The following is an 18,326-nucleotide window of genomic DNA, read 5'->3' as shown; positions in this document are numbered from 1 at the left end:
CTTTCGCGCTTTTCGAAAGTGACCCGCCGGAGGCAATCGAACAAACAACAGATTCACATCTGACACCCCACATCCCCCCCAAAAAACAAAAACACCCCATCCAGCTCTCACCGAATGAGGTGCATTGACACATCAAAATGTCAGGGCTGAGGGTGCAACCGATCATCCCCGGAATAGATCGCCGTATGCAGCCCGCCCTCGGCATCCCGCCAGGCGCGGTACATGCCCGGGGTGTTGAAACTCATCACCGTCTGCCCGTCCGGCGTGACCGCCACCACCCCGCCGCTGCCGCCCAGGCCCTTGAGCTCGCCCTGCACCACCTGCTCACAGGCCGTGGCCAGGTCGCACTGGGTCAGGCGAATCCGCGAAGCGATGTTGTGCGCGACCACGGTGCGAATGAAATACTCGCCATGCCCGGTTGCAGAGATCGCGGCACTGCGGTCGTCGGCCCAGGTGCCCGCGCCAATCAACGGTGAATCGCCCACCCGCCCGTAACGCTTGTTGGTGATGCCACCGGTGGACGTCGCAGCCGCCACATGGCCGTGACGATCCAGCGCCACCGCGCCGACCGTGCCGAACTTCTTCTCGACGCCGCCAGGTTCCAGCGACACCACCTCCGGCTGCTGGCGCTGCGCTTCCAGCTGGCGACGGCGCAGCGGCGTGCTGTACCAGTCGTTGTCCACCAGCTCCAGGTCCTGCTCGGCCAGGAACGCATCGGCGCCAGGCCCGGCCAGCAGCACGTGCTCGCTGCGCTCCATGACCGCCCGCGCACCGCGGATGGGGTTGCGCACGTGATGCACGCCAGCAATGGCTCCCGCCTCAAGATTGGCACCGTTCATGATGGCGGCGTCGAGCTCGTGATCACCAGCGTGGGTGAATACCGCGCCTTTGCCGGCGTTGAACCAGGGACACTCTTCGAGTTCGATCACGCTGGCCTGTACCGCATCCAGGCTCGAACCATCGGCCTCCAGCACGGCAAGCCCGGCTTTCAGCGCCTTTAGCAGCGCGTCATGAATAGCGGTTTCATCCTGCTCATTGAGCATGCCCGGGGTCAGGACACCGGCACCGCCGTGCAGGGTAATTGCGATGGGACGGCTCATTGCGGGTGTACTCCATGATCAAGGATTTGCCCCAGAAACAGGCGGGTGCGTTCAGATTGAGGCGAAGTGAAGAAGCGTTCCGGTGGGGCCTGTTCGACGATCTCGCCGCGGTCCATGAAGATCACACGGTCAGCCACCCGACGAGCGAAGCCCATCTCGTGGGTCACGCAAATCATGGTCATGCCTTCCTGGGCCAGGCCACTCATGACATCCAGCACCTCGGCGATCATTTCAGGGTCCAGCGCCGACGTCGGCTCATCGAACAGCATGACCTTGGGCTGCATGCACAGGGCACGCGCAATGGCGATACGCTGTTGCTGGCCGCCGGACAGTTGGGACGGGAACTTGTTGACGTGGTCGCTCATCTTGACCTTCGCCAGCAGCCCCAGCGCCCGCTCGATGGCTTCCTTTTCGGGCACGCCCAGGTTGGAGGTCTGCGGCAGGGTGCAGTTTTTCAGCACGGTCAAATGCGGGAACAGGTTGAAATGCTGAAAGCACATGCCGACCTGACGACGAATGCGATCAAGCTTCTTCACGCTGCCGTCGAGCACTTCGCCCAGTACCGTCAGCGTGCCTTCCTGATGCTGCTCAAGCTGGTTGATGCAGCGGATCAGCGTCGACTTGCCGGATCCCGAAGGGCCGCAGATAACCACTTTCTCCCCGGGCGCCACCGAGAGCGAGATGTCGCGCAGCACATGGGTGTTGCCGAACCACTTGTTCAGCCGGTCAATGTTGACAATGGACTGGCCATTGGCTTGTTGGGCAGGGTTCATGAGCGCTTTTGCTCCAGTTTGCGTTCCAGATGGCGCGCATAGCGCGACAGCGCGAAACAGATGACAAAGAAGTAGATGGCCAGGAACAGATAAATCTCATGGCCGAAGGCAACCCACTCAGGCGAAGCCACGGTGCTCATGGCGATGCCGACGATGTCCAGCACGCCCACGATCATCACCAGGGTGGTTTCCTTGAACAGGCCGATGAATTGCGTCAGCAACGGCGCGATGCATTGCTTGAGCACTTGTGGCAGGACGATCTGGCCCATGGTTTTCCAGTAGCCGAAACCCAGCGCCTGCGCCGCTTCGTATTGCCCCTTGGGCAGATTCTGCAAGCCGCCGCGCAGGGTCTCGGCCATGTAGGCGGCCGTGAACAGAATCAGCACCAGTTGCACGCGCAGCAGAATGTCGAACGCCATGCCCGGCGGCAGGAACAGCTGGATCATCAAGGACGCCATGAACAGCAGCGAAATGACCGGCACCGAACGCACCAGCTCGATGTAGGACACGCACAGCATGCGCACCACCGGCTTCTTCGAGCGCCTGCCCAACGCCAGCAGGATGCCCAGGGGCAACGCGAAGACCATGCCCACTGTGCCGAGGAACACCGTCACCATCATCCCGGCGAACTTGGTCGAGGAGATTTCCGGCAAGCCGGCGCCACCCTTGAGCAGCCACCACATCACCACCGGCAGCAGTGCCAGGTAGCCGATGAGGATGCGCCGGTCCAACCGCTTGAAGAACAGTAGGACAAAGGCCATGACCGCCAGCACCATGGCCAGCGTGACCCGCCAGCGTTCGGCGTCGGGGTAGAAGCCGTAGACGAACAGACTCCAGCGCTGAGTGATCGGCAGCCAGCAGGCACCCTGCCCGTTGCAGTCGGCGGCGCTCTGGCCGACGAAGGTGGCATTGAAGATCAGCCAGTTCAGCGCAGTCGGCACCAGCCACAGCAAGAGGCCCAATACCACCAGCGTCAGCACACTGTGGCCGATGCTCGGAAACAGCTGGCTGCGCGCCCAGTGAGTGGCTCGCTGCGCGAGCGGCAACTGTGGAGGCAGTCGCCGGCCTGAGGGTTGATTCATCACAGTCATGCTCAGTGCCCTCGCTGCCCGATGCGGTGGTTGTAGAGGTTCATCGCCACCGAGATCAGCAGGCTGATCACGCAGTAGGTGCCCATTACCAGGGCGATGCACTCGATGGCTTGGCCGGTTTGGTTCAGCGTCGTGCCACCGGTGGATGACACCAGCTCCATGAAACCGATGACCACGCCCAGCGAAGAGTTCTTGACGATGTTCAGGTAGGTGTTGGTGACCTGCGGAATCATCGGGTAGATGGCCTGAGGCACGATCAACTGGCGCATGGTCTTGCCGTACTCAAAGCCCAGCGCCTTGGCGGCCTCGTACTGCCCGCGATGGACGGATTCGATGGCTCCGCGCACGGTCTCGGCAATGTAACTGGCGCTGTAGAACGACAAGGCCAGCCACAGTGCCAGCAGCTCGGGCACCAGCACCACGCCACCTTTAAAACCGAAGCCACGTTGCACCGGCAACTCCCATTGCCAATGCACGCCACTAAGCAGGCCCGCCAGTACCGGCAGCAACACGGCCCCCGCGAGCATGAACGGCCAGCGTGGCGCGGCGAAACTTCGGTAAGGCGCTTTTGCTTCGCGCACCCGGCAAAACAGCCACGCCAGCATCGCGCCTGCCAGCACCCAGAGCACAGCCCAGCCCATCAGACCGCCGTGCGCAGGCCAGGGCAGGATCAGCCCGCCATTGTTGAGAAACGCCACGCCGAAGATCGGAATCGACTGCTTGACCGATGGCAATGCCAGTGCCAGGCCGTACCACCAGACCACATGGACGACCAGCGGCACATTGCGCAGAAACTCGATGCACGCGCTGCTCAGGCGGCTGATCAGCCAGTTTTCCGAAACCCGCGCCAGGCCCAGCGCCAGGCCCAGCAGCGTTGCCAGCACGATGCTCATGACCGAAACCAGCAGCGTGTTGAGCAGACCGACCGCGTAGGCCCGCGTGTACGTGTCGTCGGGGGTGTAATCGATCAGTTTGAAACTGATGTCGTAACCGGCCCGTTGCGAGAGGAAATCGAAACCGGAGGCGATGTTCAGCGCCTTGAGGTTCAGGCTGGCGTTGTGCGCCAGCAGGTACAGCACCAGGGCGACGATGCCCAGCACCGCCGCCTGCTGCAACGCACTGACCAGCCGAGCCTTTTGCAGGTAATGGGTCAACATGAGCATTTTCCGTTGTTCAATGAACGATCGACCGCCATCAACGGATCGGCGGCGCGTACATCAGGCCCTGGTCTTTCCACAACCGATTGAGGCCGCGAGGGAAATGCATCCCGGTCTTCTCGCCCAGGTTGCGCTCGTAGACCTGGCCATAGTTGCCCACCGACTTGATCGCGCGGTACGCCCACTGGTTGTCCAGACCGAACGACTTGCCCACATTGCCATCGCTGCCCAGCAGGCGCGCGACGTCGGCAGGCGCATCCTTCTTGGCCTGCAACTGGTCGACGTTGTCAGAAGTCACGCCCAGCTCCTCGGCGGTCATCAGCGCGTAGGCCGTCCAGGTCACGATGTTGCGCCAGACGGTATCGCCCTGTGCCACATAGGCACCCAGCGGCTCCTTGGAAATCACTTCCGGCAGCAGTGCGTAGTCCTGTGGATTGCTCATCAATGCCAGACGCGAGGCCAGCCCCGACTGGTCATTGGAAATCACGTTGCAGCGACCTTTCTGAAAGGCGGCGAACAGCTCCGGGCTCTTCTCGATGATGACCGTCTTGTAGGTCAGGCCGCGCTGGCCGAAGTAGTCTTCCAGATTCTGCTCGGAGGTGGTGCCCGGCGAGAGGCAGAAGGTGGCGCCGTCCAGATCGGTGAGTTTCTCGATACCGTCCTTGGCGTGGACCATGAAGCCCTGGCCGTCGTAGAACCAGACGGTGGTGAAGTCCACACCCAGGTTGGCCACCCGGTCGGCGGTCCAGGAGGTGGCGCGCGACAACACGTCGATCTCCCCGGACGCCAGGGCGGTGAAGCGGTTCTTGCCGGTGGTGGCGATGTACTCGACCTTGTCGGCATCGCCCAGCACGGCTGCGGCGACCGCGCGGCACAGGTCCACGTCCATGCCAGTCCACTGGCCCTTGTCGTCGATCAGCGAGAAACCGGGCTTGTCCGAGGCGACGCCACAGCGCAAGGCGCCGTGCGCCTTGACCTTGTCCACCACACCTGCCTGTGCCGTGCCTGCTGCGATCACGCCCAGCGCCAACAGTGAGGCGCTCAACAAACGCCGTGCTCCATTCAATTTATGCATATCATTGCCCCAGAAAGATCTTGTTATGTTGGATAAAACCACAGCGAACCGGCAGGTGGCGACTGGCTCCACCTTAAACAGTGGTGGGAATGGGTGATAGCGGCGATTGATCCACTATCCTGACCACGCTATCGAATTTTGGAATAACTCTATGGATATCGAGTGGTACGAGGACTTTCTGGCGCTGGTCCACACCGGCAAGTTCACCGCCGCGGCGAGCATGCGTCGCTCTTCCCAGTCGGCCTTGAGCCGGCGCATTCAGCTGCTCGAAGCCCACCTGGGCGCGACGCTGATCGACCGGGCCAAGAACCCGATCCGGCTCACGGCCGCCGGCGAGGCGCTGCTGCCCAACGTGGTCGAGCTGGTGCGCCTGGCCCGTGATTGCGAGCAGAGCGTCAAGGCCGTGGACCGCCCGCTGACCTTCGCTTCGCTGCACACCCTGGCGTGCAATTTCTTCCCGCAATGGATCAGCCGCCTGAATTCGCCGGAATCCCCGATGTTCACCCGCATCGACACGGGCTATCGCAGCACCGACGATTACTACATGGCGCTGGTCTCCGGGCGCTGCGACTTCGTGCTGTTCTACCGCGATGCGAAAATCGAGTCGTACTCGCGCCAAGGGGACTTCGAGGTGCTGTCGCTGGGCAATGATGAGTTGTACTGGGTAGCGACGCCGGAACTGGCAGCACGGTGCGCCATGTCCGACGGACCGATTCCGATGCTGACCTATGCGCGCAGCGCACAACTGCACGAAATGTCACGACTGCAGATCAGTCGCCACCCGCAGCCCCACCGCCTGCGCCAAGTGTTCGAAGCCACGGTGTCGGAAGCCTTGAAGCCCATGGTCGCCAGCGGCCAGGGCGTGGCCTGCATGCCCCACAGCATGGTCGCCCCGCTGATCGAACGAAAGGAGCTGGTGCGCCTGTACCCGGACATGGAGTCCGACCACCTGGAAATCATCCTGGTGCGCTGGCGCGACAACCGCAATCCGTCAGCCCAGCGCCTCTGGGCCAAGCTCAACGCGCAACAGACGCAGCCGGCCTGAACGAAAACGCCCCGCCCGGCCTGCGCCGAACGGGGCGTTTGCGAACCACTGAGCGTCAGGCGACGTTCATGGTCTTGTGTGTCTCCACCAGATGCGCCACGACGCCCGGGTCGGCCAGGGTCGAGATATCGCCCAACTGGTCGTACTCCCCGGTGGCGATCTTGCGCAGGATGCGGCGCATGATCTTGCCCGAACGGGTCTTCGGCAGGCCCGGGGCCCACTGAATCACGTCTGGCGAGGCAATCGGGCCAATCTCCTTGCGCACCCAGTTGCGCAGCTCGATGCGCAGCGCCTCGTCCGGCACCTCGCCGCCGTTCAGGGTGACGTAGACATAAATGCCCTGCCCTTTCAGATCGTGCGGCACACCGACCACCGCCGCTTCGGCGACTTTCGGGTGGGCGACCATTGCGCTTTCGATCTCGGCCGTGCCCATGCGGTGGCCGGACACGTTGAGCACGTCGTCCACCCGGCCGGTGATCCAGTAGTAGCCGTCTTCATCGCGGCGCGCGCCGTCGCCGGTGAAGTACATGCCGCGGAAGGTCTTGAAGTAGGTGTCGACGAAGCGGTCGTGGTCGCCGTACAGGCTGCGCGACTGGCCAGGCCAGGAGTCGAGGATCACCAGGTTGCCCTCGGCCGCGCCTTCGATCAGGTTGCCCAGGTTATCCACAAGCGCCGGAATCACGCCGAAGAACGGACGGGTCGCCGAACCCGGCTTGAGCGCGGTGGCGCCCGGCAGCGGGCTGATCAGGATGCCGCCGGTTTCGGTCTGCCACCAGGTGTCGACGATCGGGCAGTTCTGCTTGCCGACGGTGTTGTAGTACCAGTTCCAGGCTTCCGGGTTGATCGGCTCGCCCACCGAACCCAGCAGGCGCAGGCTGGAGCCATCGGCGCCTTCGACGGCCTTGGTGCCTTCGGCCATCATCGCGCGGATGGCGGTCGGGGCGGTGTAGAGGATGTTGACCTTGTGCTTGTCGATGATCTTCGACATGCGGGTGATGTCCGGGTAGTTCGGAATGCCTTCGAACAGCAGCGTGGTCGCGCCGTTGGCCAGCGGGCCGTAGACGATGTAGCTGTGGCCGGTGACCCAGCCCACGTCAGCGGTGCACCAGTAGACATCGCCCGGCTTGTAGTCGAACACCCGCTCGTGGGTCAGCGACGCGTACAGCAGGTAGCCGGCGGTGGTGTGCAACACGCCCTTGGGCTTGCCGGTGGAGCCGGAGGTGTAAAGGATGAACAGCGACTCTTCGGCGCCCATCTCCTTCGGTGCGCAGGTGGTCGACGCCACTTCCAGCAGGGTGTGGTACCAGATGTCGCGGTGGCGGTTCCACTCGATGTCGCCGCCGGTGCGCTTGCAGACGATGACTTTCTGCACGCTGCTGGTTTCAGGGTTGGTCAGCGCGCGGTCGACGTTGGCCTTGAGCGCGGTTTTCTTGCCACCGCGTACACCTTCGTCAGCGGTGATCACCACTTTCGAACGGCAGTCGATGATGCGGCCCGCCAGGGCTTCCGGCGAGAAACCGCCGAACACCACCGAGTGGATCGCACCGATACGGGCGCAAGCCAGCATGGCGACCACCGCTTCCGGGATCATCGGCATGTAGATGGTGACCACGTCGCCGCGGTGCACATCCTGGCCGCGCAGGGCGTTGGCGAACTTGCAGACTTCTTCGTGCAGTTCGCGGTAGGTGATGTTGCGGCTTTCGGAAGGGTCGTCGCCTTCCCAGATGATCGCGACCTGATCGCCACGCTCTGCCAGATGACGGTCCAGGCAGTTGTAGGAAACGTTCAGGGTGCCATCGGCGAACCACTTGATGTCGACGCGGTGATCGTCGAAGGAGGTCTGTTTGACGGTGGTGAAAGGCTTGATCCAATCCAGGCGCTTGGCCTGCTCACGCCAGAAGCCATCGGGGTTGACCACCGACTGCTGGTACATGGCCTTGTAGGTCGCCTCGTCAGTCAGCGTATTGGCTGCCACTTCAGGGCGAACGGGGTACAGGGAAGCCGCACTCATCTTTCTTACCTCGGTGGAAATGTTGTTTTTGTATGCAACCGTTGTATCCGCCGATGGCCCTGAAAGCCATTCGACGATGGTCTTACCGGCCGACAGCATAACGCCGAAACGCCCTGAAGTGCCCGCCGTGTGGCAAATCTTCATATTCGGACTACGACCAAAGAACTAGAACGCCGGGCTAATTTCAGCGGTTATTGCTGATTATTACCGGAATGCTCAATAGTCTTTATCAAAATGGTTTCTATATGAATTTCCCCTGCAGGTCTAGAATTCGTCCTGCCAACACGGCAAACGATTGACAACTTGCAGCCCCCCACACCGGCTTGTCGATCTGGCAACTAAACCGACGCGACTAAACTGATAGTTCACTGGCTTCTCACAGAATCTCACGAGGATTTTGTGCACCCTGCCGACTGCAACTCAACAGCCTGCAGAGTTGATGAAGCAACAACGAGGAAACCTGTAATGAAAGCTGCACTGGTTGTAATGGCTCTTTGTGGTTTCAGCGCCGCGGCAATGGCGCAGGACGGACCGAGCGAGATTTCCAGCCAAGCACAACCCGTCGAGCACTATACCTACTCGACCGACCTGGACATCGCCCGGGTCATCTCCGTGGACGAGACGCCCAACGTCTGCAACGTGGTGCCCCAGCACATGACCTACGAGGACTCCCAGGGCAAGCGCCATGTTCTCGAATACCTGGTGATGGGTAACGGATGCAGTAACGGGTAACTATCCAGAATTTGATACTGTCTCGTAGCAGCACGGCTTGCCGGCGGGAGCGTTCTCTAAATCGCTCCCGCCGGCAAGCCGTGCTGCTACGGAACTTATATATAATTTAAACTTGCCCTATTCCGTATTGCTTTAACTTATTGGCAATCGTTGTATGAGACACACCCAGTCGCTTACCCAATAACCGGCTACTGGAATGTGTGGCATATAACTGTTCAAGTACCGCCTTTTCAAAACGCCCGACAATTTCTTCAAGCCCGCCCTCGAGGGAGAAATCTCCCAGCGGCTGACGCACGCCGTAATCCGGCAAACGAATGTGTTCGGCCTTGACCATGCCGCCCTCGCACAGCGACACCGCCTGAAACAGTACGTTTTCCAGCTGCCGCACGTTGCCCGGCCAGTGATACTGCGCCAGCCGCTCCAGCGCCGGCTTCGAGATCCCCGGCAACGGGCAGCCGATCTGCCGGCTGGCCTGGTCGAGGAAGTGCTGCACCAAAGGCTCCAGCCCGTCCAGGCATTCGCGCAACGGCGGAATATGCAGCGACAACACGTTGAGGCGGTGGTAGAGATCCTGGCGAAACTCGCCACGCGCGCACAGCTCGGACAAATCCACCTGAGTGGCGCAGATCACCCGCACATCCAGATAGACCTCCTCGTCGCTGCCAACCCGGCGAAAGCAGCCTTCCTGCAGATAACGCAACAATTTCGCCTGCAGCCGCGCACTCATCTCGGCCACGCCGTCGAGAAACAGCGTGCCGCCGGCGGTCAATTCCAGCAGGCCCAACTTGCCCTCCGCCCGCGCGCCCTCGAACGCGCCGGGGCCGTAACCGAACAGCTCGGTCTCAGCCATGGATTCGGACAGCCCGGCGCAATTGAGCGCCATCATCGGCGACTGGCCGCGCGGGCTCGCCAGATGACAGGCCCGGGCCAGCAGTTCCTTGCCGGTGCCGGTTTCGCCTTCTATTAAAAGAGGCGCATCGAGCGGCGCCATGCGCCGAGCCTCGCGGACCACGGCGGCCATCACCTTCGAGCTCTGGAAAATACTGTCGAAGCCGCGCAGCTCCTGCTTGCGCACGTTATAGATGTGCTCACCGACACGGTCGGCACGGTGCAGCGTCAACACTGCACCGGCCATGGCCTCGCTGTCTTCGTGCTCGGATTGCAGCGGCGCGATGTCGGCGAGAAACACATCGCCCCTGACTTTCACCCGCAGCCCGTTGATGCGCGAACGGTTGGCGCGGACCAGCTGCGGCAAGTCGAAATCTTCGGCGTAGCGGGACAACGGAATGCCCGGCACTTCATCGACCCGCACGCCCAGCAACTGCGCCGCCGCGCGATTGGCCGCGACGATGGAACCGCCCATGTCGATGGACAGCACCGGAAACTCCAGCGCGCCGAGCAAGGCGTTGAGTTCCATGTGCCGACGTTCACTGGGCATCAATCCCACACGCTTGACGCCGAATACACCGGGGATGGCCTCGAACTTAGGACCCAGTGCCTGAAATTGAAGGTTGATCAGGTTCGGACAGCGCAGATAGATCGCGTCGCCGAATTCGCCGCCCACCTCCCCGCCGGAGACGTTCACGCCGTAGGAAACCAGCAATTCGAGGATGTCGCGCAGGATGCCGACGCGGTTCTGGCAATGCACTTTGATGCGCATGGGGGTCGACTCTTGTAGGCCGGGCGATGACCAGCCCGGCATTTTTTGTGATGAAGAGAAGTTTACCGTCAAGAATACGTGACAGCACAAGCGCCATCAGCCTGCCAGGACGCCGACATTCTCAGCCTTGGCTGTCTCGCTGTCAGGATTTCTTTACAGGCAATGCCTGGTGCTCAGCCTTCCTATGGCCCATGGCCGGCTGCAACTGGCCCACAAACAGGTATCAATAGCCTCAGGCGGATGTCCAATCCGCATTGCTCCAGACAAGAACAAGCCATTCAGGAGAGCAACATGAGCACGCAGTACGTCGCCCGGGAACCTGACGCCAGCGGCTTTATCGACTACCCCGAAGAAGAACACGGGGTGTGGAACACGTTGATCACCCGCCAATTGCAGGTGGTCGAGGGCCGCGCCTGCCAGGAATACCTCGACGGCATCGAGCAACTGGCCCTGCCCCACGACCGCATTCCGCAACTGGGTGAAATCAATCGCGTGCTCGACGCCACCACCGGCTGGCAAGTCGCCCGGGTTCCGGCGCTGATTCCGTTTCAGACCTTTTTCGAGTTGCTGGCCAGCAAGCGCTTTCCCGTGGCCACCTTTATCCGCACCCGCGAAGAACTCGATTACCTGCAAGAGCCTGACATCTTCCACGAAGTTTTCGGACACTGTCCGCTGCTGACTAACCCCTGGTTTGCGGAATTTACCCACACCTACGGCAAGCTGGGTCTGGCAGCCAGCAAAGAGCAACGGGTGTATCTTGCCCGTCTCTACTGGATGACCATCGAATTTGGCCTGGTGGAAACCGCCCAGGGCCGCAAGATCTATGGAGGCGGCATTCTCTCGTCGCCCAAGGAGACCGTTTACAGCCTGTCCGACACCCCTGAACATCAGGTTTTCGACCCGATCGAAGCCATGCGCACGCCGTACCGCATCGACATCCTGCAGCCGCTCTATTTCGTGCTGCCGGATCTCAAGCGCCTGTTCGACCTGGCCCACGAAGACATCATGGGCATGGTGCGCACCGCCACGGAACTGGGCCTGCATGCCCCGCGTTTTCCGCCTAAAAACAAAGCTGCCTGACAAAGGAAATCTCTCATGACATCGCTCAATCAGTCCCACTGCGAAGCCTGCCGCGCCGACGCACCGCAGGTCAGCGAAGCCGAATTGCCCGAGCTGCTGCGCCAGATTCCGGACTGGAACATCGAAGTCCGTGATGGCGTGATGCAACTGGAGAAGGTCTATCTGTTCAAGAATTTCAAATTTGCGCTGGCGTTTACCAACGCGGTCGGCGAAATTGCCGAGGCTGAAGGTCACCACCCAGGTCTTCTGACCGAATGGGGCAAGGTGACCGTCACCTGGTGGAGCCACTCGATCAAGGGGCTCCACCGCAACGACTTCATCATGGCCGCCCGCACCGACGAGGTGGCCAAAGGCGCCGAGGGCCGTAAGTAAATGCATTTTTCACAGATTCAGCGCGTACCGGACGATCCCATTCTTGGCCTGATCCAGGCCTACGCCAACGACCCCAACCCGAACAAGTTCGACCTGGGCGTTGGCGTCTACAAGGACGCGCAGGGCCTGACCACCATTCCGCGCGCGGTCAAGCTGGCCGAGCAGCGCCTGGTGGACTCGCAGCCGACCAAGACCTACATCGGCGGCCATGGCGAACCGCGCTTCGGTGCGCTGATCTGTGAACTGGTCATGGGCGAAGGCTCTCCCCTGATCGCGCAAAAACGCGTCGGCGCCACCCAGACCCCGGGCGGCACCGGGGCCCTGCGCCTGTCGGCCGACTTCATCGCCAATTGCCTGCCCGGCAAGGGCATCTGGCTGAGCGACCCGACCTGGCCGATCCACGAAACCATCTATGCCGCTGCCGGTTTGAAGGTCAATCACTACCCTTACGTCGGCAGCGACAACACGCTCAATGTGCCAGCCATGCTGGAAACCCTGAACACCGTGCCGGAAGGCGACGTCGTGCTGCTGCACGCCTGCTGCCACAACCCGACCGGTTTTGACCTCAGCCACGACGACTGGTGGCAGGTGCTGGAAATCGTCAAGCGCCGCAACCTGCTGCCGCTGATCGACTTCGCCTACCAGGGCTTCGGCGATGGCCTGCAGGAAGACGCCTGGGCAGTGCGCCTGTTCGCCGCCGAACTGCCGGAACTGCTGATCACCAGCTCCTGCTCGAAGAACTTCGGCCTGTACCGCGAACGCACCGGCGCCCTGCTGGTCTGCGCGGACAACAGCGACAAGCTGCTGGACGTACGCAGCCAGCTGTCCGCCACCGCCCGCAACCTGTGGTCCAACCCGCCGGATCACGGCGCGGCAGTGGTCGCTGAAATCCTCGGCGACCCTGAACTCAAGGCCATGTGGGCCGATGAAGTCGAAGAAATGCGCAGCCGCATCGCCCAACTGCGCGTCGGCCTGGTCGACGCCCTGACCCCGCTGGGCCTGGGCGAGCGCTTCGCCCACATCGGCATCCAGCGCGGCATGTTCTCCTACACCGGCATGAGCGACGCCCAGGTCGCCCGCCTGCGCAAGGAACACAGCGTCTACATGGTCGCCGCCGGCCGCGCCAACGTCGCCGGCATCGACGCCACGCGCCTGGACGCGCTGGCGGCGGCGTTTGCGGCGGTTTGCAAGGACTGAAACAGCAAGACTGACAACGACGGTGGTCTGACCACCGTCACCCTTGAACGGTACGGATACCACACGGGTTCAAAGCCATGGATGAGAGCTTCACACAAGCGGGTCTGCCTTCCCGAGCAACCCGCACTACCCCACCTGCCGGGAGCACCTTGGCGTACGTATTCGCCGACACTTACTACAGCGATTGTTTTGTCCGTGAAATCACGCCGGGACAATGCGAGAGCGCGTACGACGCCTACCTGCAAATGACCACCGCAGCGCCTGGGTGGATCAACCTTCTTTTGAATACGCGAGACAAATTGGTGGGTTGGCTGGGGATGACGCCGACCCTGGGCTTCAAACAAGAAGCAAATGAATCTCGTGCAATGCTGGAGCCGGGGGACAAACTGGACTTCTTCGAAGTCGTCACCCATGAACAGGGTGAACTGGTGTTGCAACTGCTGGACCGGCACTTCAAGGTGTCGATCTCGCTGTACCTGGATCAACGGAACGAGCACCCGAAACTCTTTGTGACATCAGTGGTGATACCACAGGGTCAAATCGGAAAGCTGTACCTAAAACTGATCGCACCGTTTCATCGCAAGATCGTCAAAACGATGCTGGGCAGTCTGACGTAACATCACGACCACGGACGCCATCTCTCCTGTAGCAGTCCGGCTTGCCGGCGGTCGCCCGGGGACGGCGTTAGCCGCCTGCTTTTGATCTTCATGCGCAAATATCACAGACGACGCCAAACGCGACCTGGGTGCAGGCTGAATGGAAGTCTCGTGGAGTGGGTCAAGCGGCAGGATGCCGCGCGAGGCGCGGGGCCATGGATGGCCCATTCGCGCCGGGCCCACGGAACGAGACTGGAATGAAGGAAGTCCGACGAAGGAGGACCCAAACCAGGAGCAGAACCCTTGGTTACTTGGGGTCATCAAGTAACCCGCCGAAGGCGGAACAGCTCTGCCGTTAGGCAGAACCAGCGATGCAAGCATCAACACAATGCCGGATCTGCAACCGAGCTCATGCCAAAATCCGGTTCAGGTTGTAGCCCTGAACAGCCACTACATGACCAACGGCCATCATTAAAAGTCAGATTGTCATTTCATCTGCTGTATCCTCCCTCTGCGTTTTATGGACGCGCTGCCTATCGGCAGCTCAGGGAAGCCCGCAACCGGCCCACAACGCCAACCGCGGACTGAACCAAGCAACTTGTGAGGAGCGACAGACGATGCACGAAATCCCAAACTTCCCCTTCCCAAGCCAAACCCAGCAAAGCGCAGCAGCCCGTCAGGAACTCGGTCAACCGATCGAGATGAAAGCCGGTGCCAAAGACGTTGACAGCAAAAAAGCCCAAGGCCAACGCTAACGGCTGATGTTTCAGCCCCTATGCAAGAGCGTCTGCAAGGCGTACTTCCATAAGGGCTGAATTACTCTACAATGCCCCGCATGAGCGAATTCACCGAAACCCAAGCCCAGACCCTGATCGGCACCGCCGAACAGATGATCGCCATCTGGGCGCGCCTGAGCCCGGAAAAACAACACGCCTTGCTGGCCCGCTTCGGCACCCAGGAAAACGCCCTCGCAGCCCTGGTCACCACGCAACTGCTGGCGCCCGCCACCGAAAAACCCGCTCAATAATCAGAAAATTCGCATTCTGAACAGGCCGATTCGTACAGGCCCGGTTCAACCTTCAACTGCCCACGAACGGGAAAGCCTCGTTATCATGTGGCATCGCTTGCCTTTCAAGCGTCTACGCTCCATCACGTTTCTGCCCCGCTGTTTTTCTTCTGTCGCCATCGTGGATTGATGCCCATGTCAGACGCTTCGAGCGCCGCTACACAACGCCCTATCACAGTCACCCTGCAGGTCGTTTCCATCGTCCTGTTCACCTTCATCGGCTACCTCAACATCGGCATTCCGCTGGCAGTGCTGCCCGGCTATGTGCACACGGACCTGGGCTTCGGTGCCGTCACGGCGGGCCTGGTGATCAGCGTGCAATACCTGGCCACCCTGCTCAGCCGCCCACACGCCGGAAAAATCATCGACAACAAGGGCCCGAAAAAAGCCGTGATCATCGGCCTGTTCGGCTGCGGCCTTTCTGGTGTGTTCATGCTGCTGGCCGGATGGCTCGATGCCTGGCCGATGGTCAGCCTGATCAGCCTGTTCATCGGCCGTCTGGTGCTGGGCAGCGCTGAAAGCCTGGTGGGTTCCGGTTCTATTGGCTGGGGCATCGGCCGCGTGGGGGCGGCGAACACCGCCAAGGTGATTTCCTGGAACGGCATCGCCAGCTACGGCGCACTGGCCATCGGCGCGCCGCTGGGCGTGTTACTGGTCAAGAGCCTGGGGCTGTGGGCGATGGGCGTGAGCATCATTCTGCTCGCCGCGCTGGGTATCGCACTGGCCTGGAAGAAAACCCCGGCCCCCATCGTGCACGGCGAGCGCATGCCGTTCCTGCATGTGCTGGGCCGCGTCATGCCCCACGGCACGGGCCTGGCACTGGGCTCGATCGGTTTCGGCACCATCGCTACCTTCATCACCCTGTATTACGCCAGCCACACCTGGCCCAATGCCGTGCTGTGCCTGAGCCTGTTCGGTGCCTGCTTCATCGGCGCGCGCCTGCTGTTCGGCAACATGATCAACCGCCTGGGCGGGTTTCGCGTGGCCATTGCCTGTCTGTCAGTCGAGGCCCTGGGCTTGCTGCTGCTGTGGCTGGCACCGAATCCCAACCTGGCGCTGGCGGGTGCTGCGCTGACCGGTTTCGGTTTCTCACTGGTCTTCCCGGCATTGGGGGTGGAGGCAGTGAATCTGGTGCCGGCGTCGAGCCGCGGTGCGGCGGTGGGCGCCTACTCGCTGTTCATCGACCTGTCCCTGGGGATTACCGGGCCCGTGGCCGGTGCGGTGGCGTCGGGCTTTGGCTTTGCCTCGATCTTCCTGTTCGCGGCGCTGGCGTCACTGGCTGGGCTGGGGTTGAGCGTGTATCTGTACAAGCAGGCGAAGGTGATGCGCGAGAGAACAGCGCAGACCTGACCGTAGCAGTCCGGCTTGCCGGCGACATGGCCCGCGAAATTGCCGTCGCCGGCAAGCCGGACTGCTACGGGTAACGCGCTAGAAATCCACCTTCCCCCTACCCGCCTTGATCGACCCGCGTTTGGATTTGGCATCCAGCCTGCGGGTCTTGGACCCCAGCGTCGGCTTGGTCGGGCGGCGTTTCTTCTCCACCTTCGCGGCACTGACGATCAACTCGCTCAAACGCAACAACGCATCGGCGCGGTTCTGCTCCTGGGTGCGGTATTGCTGCGCCTTGATGATGACCACGCCGTCACTGGTGATGCGGCTGTCACGCAAGGCCAGCAGCCGCTCCTTGTAGAACGGCGGCAGTGACGAGGCGTTGATGTCGAAGCGCAGGTGCACCGCGCTCGACACCTTGTTGACGTTCTGACCGCCCGCGCCCTGGGCACGTATGGCGGTCATTTCGATCTCGTCGTCCGGCAGATGCACGTTGTTGGAGATGATCAGCATGGGCCGGTGCTATTTGATGATCGAGGTACGCTGCGCCATCGACTCACCGTCGGCATGGCCCTTGTTCTTGATCAGGTAGAACACCCACATCACCACCAGCCACACCGGAATGGCGTACACCGACACCTGAATCCCCGGGATCATCAGCATGATGCCCAGGATCAGCAGTACGAAGGCCAGGCACAGGTAGTTGCCGAACGGGTACCAGAACGCCTTGAACAGCGGCTGCAGGCCCTTGCGCGCCATGTGCTGGCGGAACTTGAGGTGCGAGTAACTGATCATCGCCCAGTTGATCACCAGGGTCGCGACCACCAGTGACATCAACAGCTCCAGGGCATTCTGCGGGATCAGGTAGTTGAGCAGCACGGCGATCAGCGTCACCGCGGCCGACACCAGAATCGCCCGCACCGGAACACCACGGCCGTCGACCCGGGCCAGCGCCTTGGGTGCATCGCCCTGCTCTGCCATGCCGAACAGCATCCGCGCGTTGCAGTAGGTGCCGCTGTTGTACACCGACAATGCCGCCGTGAGCACCACGAAATTGAGGATGTGCGCGGCGGTGTTGCTGCCCAGCATCGAGAACACGTGGACGAACGGACTGCCGCTGTAGGCATCGCCCGAAGCGTTCAGGTCAGCCAGCAGCGCATCCCATGGCGTCAGCGACAGCAGCACCACCAGCGAGCCAATGTAGAAAATCAGGATGCGGTAGATCACCTGATTGATCGCCTTGGGGATCACGGTTTTCGGCTGGTCGGCTTCTGCGGCGGTGAAGCCGAGCATTTCCAGACCGCCGAACGAGAACATGATGAACGCCAGCGCCATTACCAGGCCACTGGTGCCGTTGGGGAAGAAGCCGCCGTGTTCCCACAGGTTGCTGACCGACGCCTGTGGCCCGCCGCTGCCGCTGACCAGCATGTAGCTGCCCAGAGCGATCATGCCCAGAATGGCCGCGACCTTGATGATCGCGAACCAGAACTCGGCCTCGCCAAAGACTTTCACGTTGGCCAGGTTGATCACGTTGATCATCACGAAGAAGACAGCTGCCGAAGCCCAGGTCGGGACTTCCGGCCACCAGTACTGCACATACTTGCCGACGGCGGTCAGTTCCGACATGCCGACCAGGATGTACAGCACCCAGCAGTTCCAGCCGGACAGAAAGCCGGCGAAACCGCCCCAGTATTTGTGCGCGAAATGGCTGAAGGATCCGGCCACCGGCTCTTCGACGATCATTTCGCCCAGCTGGCGCATGATCATGAAGGCGATGAAGCCACACAGCGCATAACCGAGAATCATCGACGGACCCGCCGATTTGAGCACGCCCGCCGATCCCAGGAACAAACCTGTGCCGATGGCGCCGCCCAGGGCGATCAGCTGGATATGACGGTTTTTAAGACCACGCTTCAAGTCACCTGAATGGGACATGTGTTCACTCATTGCAAAGTCACCTTATTGTTCTTGTCTGCGACGGAATCGAACCCGACACGCTCATGACGTGGCGGAATGAAACGGGATCGGTAAATCCCGAGTGG

18 protein-coding genes are annotated in these 18,326 nt (G+C 61.5%); 9 read left to right on the top strand and 9 right to left on the bottom strand.

Annotated elements, in window-relative coordinates:
• Nucleotides 1–140: 140 nt before the first annotated feature.
• Genes AC1MEK_RS22120 through AC1MEK_RS22100 form a run of 5 tightly spaced genes read right to left on the bottom strand, consistent with a single transcriptional unit; the run spans nt 141 to nt 5,196 of the window.
• On the bottom strand, nt 141–1,100 hold the full coding sequence (locus AC1MEK_RS22120; RefSeq protein ID WP_480398413.1) for an isoaspartyl peptidase/L-asparaginase family protein: 960 nt from the start codon (nt 1,098–1,100) through the stop codon (nt 141–143).
• Entirely contained in the window at nt 1,097–1,873 is a 777-nt protein-coding gene (locus AC1MEK_RS22115; RefSeq protein ID WP_480398412.1) for an amino acid ABC transporter ATP-binding protein, read from the bottom strand. The genes AC1MEK_RS22120 and AC1MEK_RS22115 overlap by 4 nt, the downstream gene beginning before the upstream one ends.
• Nucleotides 1,870–2,964 (bottom strand): amino acid ABC transporter permease, encoded by a 1,095-nt coding sequence (locus AC1MEK_RS22110; protein WP_480398411.1) that lies wholly within the window; start codon nt 2,962–2,964, stop codon nt 1,870–1,872. Before AC1MEK_RS22110 ends, AC1MEK_RS22115 begins: the two co-directional genes overlap by 4 nt.
• Before the next feature lie 2 nt (nt 2,965–2,966).
• Nucleotides 2,967–4,121: an amino acid ABC transporter permease gene (locus AC1MEK_RS22105; RefSeq protein WP_480398410.1), complete on the bottom strand. Its 1,155-nt coding sequence runs from the start codon at nt 4,119–4,121 to the stop codon at nt 2,967–2,969.
• Between the two features lie 37 nt (nt 4,122–4,158).
• Nucleotides 4,159–5,196: an amino acid ABC transporter substrate-binding protein gene (locus AC1MEK_RS22100; RefSeq protein ID WP_480398409.1), complete on the bottom strand. Its 1,038-nt coding sequence runs from the start codon at nt 5,194–5,196 to the stop codon at nt 4,159–4,161.
• Between the two features lie 151 nt (nt 5,197–5,347).
• Between AC1MEK_RS22100 and AC1MEK_RS22095 the strand changes: the two genes are divergently transcribed.
• A complete protein-coding gene (locus tag AC1MEK_RS22095; protein ID WP_480398408.1) occupies nt 5,348–6,241 on the top strand; it encodes a LysR family transcriptional regulator in 894 nt (297 codons plus the stop codon).
• A 55-nt stretch (nt 6,242–6,296) separates the two neighbouring features.
• Here the strand turns inward: AC1MEK_RS22095 and acs are convergent, their stop codons facing one another.
• On the bottom strand, nt 6,297–8,252 hold the full coding sequence (gene acs, locus AC1MEK_RS22090) for an acetate--CoA ligase (RefSeq protein ID WP_480398407.1): 1,956 nt from the start codon (nt 8,250–8,252) through the stop codon (nt 6,297–6,299).
• 465 nt (nt 8,253–8,717) lie between these two features.
• Here acs and AC1MEK_RS22085 point away from each other — a divergent pair, with 465 nt between their 5' ends.
• Entirely contained in the window at nt 8,718–8,984 is a 267-nt protein-coding gene (locus tag AC1MEK_RS22085; protein ID WP_480398406.1) for a DUF2790 domain-containing protein, read from the top strand.
• 106 nt (nt 8,985–9,090) lie between these two features.
• Here AC1MEK_RS22085 and AC1MEK_RS22080 read toward each other — a convergent pair whose 3' ends face one another.
• Entirely contained in the window at nt 9,091–10,644 is a 1,554-nt protein-coding gene (locus tag AC1MEK_RS22080) for a sigma-54-dependent transcriptional regulator (RefSeq protein ID WP_480398405.1), read from the bottom strand.
• A 291-nt stretch (nt 10,645–10,935) separates the two neighbouring features.
• Here AC1MEK_RS22080 and phhA point away from each other — a divergent pair, with 291 nt between their 5' ends.
• From phhA to AC1MEK_RS22045, 7 genes are all read left to right on the top strand, one after another.
• Entirely contained in the window at nt 10,936–11,724 is a 789-nt protein-coding gene (phhA, locus tag AC1MEK_RS22075) for a phenylalanine 4-monooxygenase (protein ID WP_480398404.1), read from the top strand.
• A 15-nt stretch (nt 11,725–11,739) separates the two neighbouring features.
• Nucleotides 11,740–12,096: a 4a-hydroxytetrahydrobiopterin dehydratase gene (locus AC1MEK_RS22070; protein WP_480398403.1), complete on the top strand. Its 357-nt coding sequence runs from the start codon at nt 11,740–11,742 to the stop codon at nt 12,094–12,096.
• A complete protein-coding gene (locus AC1MEK_RS22065) occupies nt 12,097–13,293 on the top strand; it encodes an amino acid aminotransferase (protein WP_480398402.1) in 1,197 nt (398 codons plus the stop codon).
• Nucleotides 13,294–13,370: 77 nt separating this feature from the next.
• A complete protein-coding gene (locus AC1MEK_RS22060) occupies nt 13,371–13,910 on the top strand; it encodes a DUF2867 domain-containing protein (RefSeq protein WP_480398401.1) in 540 nt (179 codons plus the stop codon).
• A gap of 596 nt (nt 13,911–14,506) precedes the next feature.
• Nucleotides 14,507–14,644: a hypothetical protein gene (locus AC1MEK_RS22055; protein ID WP_480398400.1), complete on the top strand. Its 138-nt coding sequence runs from the start codon at nt 14,507–14,509 to the stop codon at nt 14,642–14,644.
• An 80-nt stretch (nt 14,645–14,724) separates the two neighbouring features.
• Nucleotides 14,725–14,916, top strand: coding sequence for a hypothetical protein (locus AC1MEK_RS22050; protein WP_480398399.1), 192 nt, complete (start codon nt 14,725–14,727; stop codon nt 14,914–14,916).
• 174 nt (nt 14,917–15,090) lie between these two features.
• On the top strand, nt 15,091–16,305 hold the full coding sequence (locus tag AC1MEK_RS22045; protein ID WP_480398398.1) for an MFS transporter: 1,215 nt from the start codon (nt 15,091–15,093) through the stop codon (nt 16,303–16,305).
• 78 nt (nt 16,306–16,383) lie between these two features.
• On the opposite strand, the gene arfB is transcribed toward AC1MEK_RS22045, so the two are convergent.
• The gene (gene arfB / locus AC1MEK_RS22040; RefSeq protein WP_480398397.1) at nt 16,384–16,797 is read right to left on the bottom strand and encodes an alternative ribosome rescue aminoacyl-tRNA hydrolase ArfB; all 414 of its coding nucleotides are present in this window, start codon (nt 16,795–16,797) and stop codon (nt 16,384–16,386) included.
• 9 nt (nt 16,798–16,806) lie between these two features.
• Nucleotides 16,807–18,231 (bottom strand): amino acid permease, encoded by a 1,425-nt coding sequence (locus tag AC1MEK_RS22035; protein WP_480398396.1) that lies wholly within the window; start codon nt 18,229–18,231, stop codon nt 16,807–16,809.
• Nucleotides 18,232–18,326: the final 95 nt, after the last annotated feature.

It is taken from the genome of Pseudomonas sp. 2 (assembly GCF_056627435.1).
The sequence above is the reverse complement of the archived record's forward strand: the minus strand, read 5'-3'. Positions and strand labels throughout refer to the sequence as shown.

What these genes read in the sequence shown, in the direction of transcription:
- AC1MEK_RS22120 (WP_480398413.1), bottom strand. Translation starts at nt 1,100, where the DNA reads ATGAGCCGTCCCATCGCAATTACCCTGCACGGCGGTGCCGGTGTCCTG.
- AC1MEK_RS22115 (WP_480398412.1), bottom strand. Translation starts at nt 1,873, where the DNA reads ATGAACCCTGCCCAACAAGCCAATGGCCAGTCCATTGTCAACATTGAC.
- AC1MEK_RS22110 (WP_480398411.1), bottom strand. Translation starts at nt 2,964, where the DNA reads ATGACTGTGATGAATCAACCCTCAGGCCGGCGACTGCCTCCACAGTTG.
- AC1MEK_RS22105 (WP_480398410.1), bottom strand. Translation starts at nt 4,121, where the DNA reads ATGTTGACCCATTACCTGCAAAAGGCTCGGCTGGTCAGTGCGTTGCAG.
- AC1MEK_RS22100 (WP_480398409.1), bottom strand. Translation starts at nt 5,196, where the DNA reads ATGCATAAATTGAATGGAGCACGGCGTTTGTTGAGCGCCTCACTGTTG.
- AC1MEK_RS22095 (WP_480398408.1), top strand. Translation starts at nt 5,348, where the DNA reads ATGGATATCGAGTGGTACGAGGACTTTCTGGCGCTGGTCCACACCGGC.
- acs (WP_480398407.1), bottom strand. Translation starts at nt 8,252, where the DNA reads ATGAGTGCGGCTTCCCTGTACCCCGTTCGCCCTGAAGTGGCAGCCAAT.
- AC1MEK_RS22085 (WP_480398406.1), top strand. Translation starts at nt 8,718, where the DNA reads ATGAAAGCTGCACTGGTTGTAATGGCTCTTTGTGGTTTCAGCGCCGCG.
- AC1MEK_RS22080 (WP_480398405.1), bottom strand. Translation starts at nt 10,644, where the DNA reads ATGCGCATCAAAGTGCATTGCCAGAACCGCGTCGGCATCCTGCGCGAC.
- phhA (WP_480398404.1), top strand. Translation starts at nt 10,936, where the DNA reads ATGAGCACGCAGTACGTCGCCCGGGAACCTGACGCCAGCGGCTTTATC.
- AC1MEK_RS22070 (WP_480398403.1), top strand. Translation starts at nt 11,740, where the DNA reads ATGACATCGCTCAATCAGTCCCACTGCGAAGCCTGCCGCGCCGACGCA.
- AC1MEK_RS22065 (WP_480398402.1), top strand. Translation starts at nt 12,097, where the DNA reads ATGCATTTTTCACAGATTCAGCGCGTACCGGACGATCCCATTCTTGGC.
- AC1MEK_RS22060 (WP_480398401.1), top strand. Translation starts at nt 13,371, where the DNA reads ATGGATGAGAGCTTCACACAAGCGGGTCTGCCTTCCCGAGCAACCCGC.
- AC1MEK_RS22055 (WP_480398400.1), top strand. Translation starts at nt 14,507, where the DNA reads ATGCACGAAATCCCAAACTTCCCCTTCCCAAGCCAAACCCAGCAAAGC.
- AC1MEK_RS22050 (WP_480398399.1), top strand. Translation starts at nt 14,725, where the DNA reads ATGAGCGAATTCACCGAAACCCAAGCCCAGACCCTGATCGGCACCGCC.
- AC1MEK_RS22045 (WP_480398398.1), top strand. Translation starts at nt 15,091, where the DNA reads ATGTCAGACGCTTCGAGCGCCGCTACACAACGCCCTATCACAGTCACC.
- arfB (WP_480398397.1), bottom strand. Translation starts at nt 16,797, where the DNA reads ATGCTGATCATCTCCAACAACGTGCATCTGCCGGACGACGAGATCGAA.
- AC1MEK_RS22035 (WP_480398396.1), bottom strand. Translation starts at nt 18,231, where the DNA reads ATGAGTGAACACATGTCCCATTCAGGTGACTTGAAGCGTGGTCTTAAA.